Raw genomic sequence first — 2627 nt, 5'->3', positions numbered from 1 at the left:
CCGGTCGATCCTCAAGGCGGGCCCGGCGGTCGCCGCGCTGCGGTCCGCCGCCGAGTCGCAGCGAGACGAGCTCGCCACGGCGCTGACGGTCCTCCGCTGAGACCCGGGTGCTGATACCGGGAGTGGCGCGATTCACCCGTTCGGAGGGGGTGGTGGCACCCTGGTGTGCCGCCCGCGCACCCGGCAGGCTGGTCCGACCAGGGGGAACACGTCCGCGGCCTGCCGGTCGCGTCGGGGGAGCACGGAGGTAGGTGTGGTGGGCGAGCCGGTGGACGTCCTCATCGTGGACGACCAGCGCCCGTTCCGGACCGTGGCGCGCACGGTCGTCGGGATGGTCGGGGGATGGCGTGTCGCGGCCGAGGCCGAGTCGGGCGAACAAGCCGTCGCGGAGGCCGCCCGGGTGCGGCCCGCGGTGGTGCTGATGGACATCAACCTGCCCGGGATCAGCGGGATCGAGGCCACCCGGCAGCTGCTGGCGGCCGACCCGGCCGCGCTGGTGGTGCTGCTGTCCACGTACGCCCTCGAGGACCTGCCCGGGGACGCCGCCCACTGCGGCGCCGTGGCGTACATCAACAAGGAGGACCTCACCCCCGCCCGGCTGCGCGCGCTGCGCCCGGTCGAGCAGGCCGGCTGAGCACACCCCGGCGCGCGGGCCGCGTGATCGTGATCCACGCCATGGCCCGGCGGCAGCTTTCGGCGCGCCGGACGGGCGGGTCGTCCTGGCCTCCGGGTGGGGTCTCGTGATATCACCCGGACGGGTGTGGACGACCCTGGCTGTGGGATCAAACCCACAGGTGGCACCCCCGATGGCGCCCCGGCGGGGTCCGTGGGTACGTTCGCTTCCGGCCCCCGGTGAGACCCGAACCGGGGACGGTGATCGCACCGCCTGGCGATCGCCCTCGCGCACGACGAAAGACGGAGGAGACCGTGGCCCTTCCCCAACTGACCGAGGAACAGCGTGCCGCCGCGTTGGAGAAGGCCGCGGCCGCCCGCCGGGCCCGGGCAGAGCTGAAGGACCGGCTCAAGCGCGGCGGGGTCACCCTCGCCGAGGTGCTGAAGCAGTCGGACACCGACGAGGTGCTCGGCAAGATGAAGGTCTCGGCCCTGCTCGAGGCCATGCCCAGCGTGGGCAAGGTCCGCGCCGCGCAGATCATGGAGCGCCTGGAGATCGCGCCCAGCCGCCGGCTGCGTGGCCTGGGCGAGCGGCAGCGCAAGGCGCTGCTGAACGAGTTCCCCTCCTGACCGTGGGCACTCGCCGGGGACGGTTGATGGTGCTGGCAGGCCCCTCGGGGGTCGGCAAGAGCAGCATCGTCGACCGGCTCCGCACGGAGCTCCCCGACCTCCACTTCTCGGTGTCCGCGACCACGCGGGCGCCCCGGGAGGGGGAGGTCGAGGGGATCCATTACCACTTCGTCTCGCGTGAGGAGTTCGACCGGCTGATCCGGTCGGACGAGCTCCTCGAGTGGGCGGAGGTGCACGGCGGGCTGCAGCGGTCGGGCACCCCGCGAGAACCCGTCGAGCGTGAGCTGGCGGCGGGTCATCCCGTCCTCGTCGAGGTCGACCTGCAGGGTGCGCGCTCGGTGAAGCGGGCCGTGCCGGAGTCGGTCACCGTGTTCGTGGAGCCGCCCTCGTTCGAGGAGCTGGCCCGCAGGCTGACCGACCGGGGCACCGAGACCGCCGCGGCCCGGGAGCGCAGGCTGCGCACCGCCGTCGAGGAGATGGCGGCCCGCTCGGAGTTCGACGTCGTCGTGGTGAACGACGAGGTGCAGGCCGTCGTCGACCGGTTGGTAGAGTTGCTGGTCGCGCCCATGGACAACACCGCCCATCCGCGTTCCACAGTCTCTGGAGTCACTGAGTGAGCATGCCGCTGACCGGCCCCCTGGCCGGAGCCATCCCCGAGGGCATCACCAACCCCCCGATCGACGACCTGCTGAGCAAGGTCAGCTCGAAGTACGCGCTGGTGATCTACTCGGCGAAGCGTGCCCGGCAGATCAACGACTACTACTCCCAGCTGGGCGAGGGTCTGCTCGAGTACGTCGGCCCGCTCGTCGAGCCGGGCCCGCGCGAGAAGCCGCTGTCGATCGCCATGCGCGAGATCCAGGCGGGGCTGCTGGAGCACACCGAGGGCGAGTAGCCCTCGCACGGCCGAGTTCGGCGAGGACGGTTCATGAGTACGGATCACCCTCGCGTCCTGCTGGGTGTCGCGGGCGGCATCGCCGCCTACAAGAGCGCGGAGCTGCTGCGCAGGCTGACCGAGTCCGGCCACTCGGTGCGGGTCGTGCCGACCGAGTCGGCGCTCAACTTCGTCGGCGCGGCCACCTTCGAGGCCCTGTCGGGGCAGCCCGTGCACACCGGCGTGTTCACCGACGTGCCGTCGGTGCAGCACGTGCGGTTGGGGCAGGAGGCCGACCTCGTCGTCGTCGCCCCCGCGACCGCGGACCTGCTGGCCCGCGCGGCGGCGGGGCGGGCGGACGACCTGCTCACCGGGTCGCTGCTCGTGGCGCGATGTCCCGTGGTCTTCGCGCCGGCGATGCACACCGAGATGTGGCAGCACCCGGCCACCCGGGCGAACGTCGCGACCCTGCGCGAGCGCGGGTCGATCGTGCTGGAGCCCGCCTCCGGGCGGC

5 protein-coding genes are annotated in these 2627 nt (G+C 72.8%); all 5 read left to right on the top strand.

The genetic code is table 11. The features are described 5' to 3' along the window. Positions 1-256 precede the first annotated feature (256 nt). Positions 257-634: a response regulator gene (locus tag H5J29_RS35985; RefSeq protein ID WP_312858457.1), complete on the top strand. Its 378-nt coding sequence runs from the start codon at positions 257-259 to the stop codon at positions 632-634. A 293-nt stretch (positions 635-927) separates the two neighbouring features. Next, complete coding sequence (mihF, locus tag H5J29_RS28590) at positions 928-1242, top strand: integration host factor, actinobacterial type (protein WP_181784091.1); 315 nt, start codon at positions 928-930, stop codon at positions 1240-1242. Between the two features lie 26 nt (positions 1243-1268). After that, entirely contained in the window at positions 1269-1859 is a 591-nt protein-coding gene (gmk, locus tag H5J29_RS28585) for a guanylate kinase (RefSeq protein WP_181784090.1), read from the top strand. Positions 1860-1861: 2 nt separating this feature from the next. Continuing rightward, entirely contained in the window at positions 1862-2134 is a 273-nt protein-coding gene (gene rpoZ / locus H5J29_RS28580; RefSeq protein WP_181784092.1) for a DNA-directed RNA polymerase subunit omega, read from the top strand. Positions 2135-2167: 33 nt separating this feature from the next. Continuing rightward, positions 2168-2627, top strand: a 460-nt coding sequence (locus H5J29_RS28575; protein ID WP_281376126.1) for a flavoprotein, incomplete at its 3' end; no start/stop codon positions are given.

Source organism: Pseudonocardia pini, from assembly GCF_013870575.1.
Lineage (GTDB): Bacteria > Actinomycetota > Actinomycetes > Mycobacteriales > Pseudonocardiaceae > Pseudonocardia > Pseudonocardia pini.
The sequence above is the reverse complement of the archived record's forward strand: the minus strand, read 5'-3'. Positions and strand labels throughout refer to the sequence as shown.

Coding starts and splice junctions, on each gene's coding strand:
- rpoZ (WP_181784092.1), top strand. CDS start 1,862: ATGCCGCTGACCGGCCCCCTGGCCGGAGCCATCCCCGAGGGCATCACC.
- gmk (WP_181784090.1), top strand. CDS start 1,269: ATGGTGCTGGCAGGCCCCTCGGGGGTCGGCAAGAGCAGCATCGTCGAC.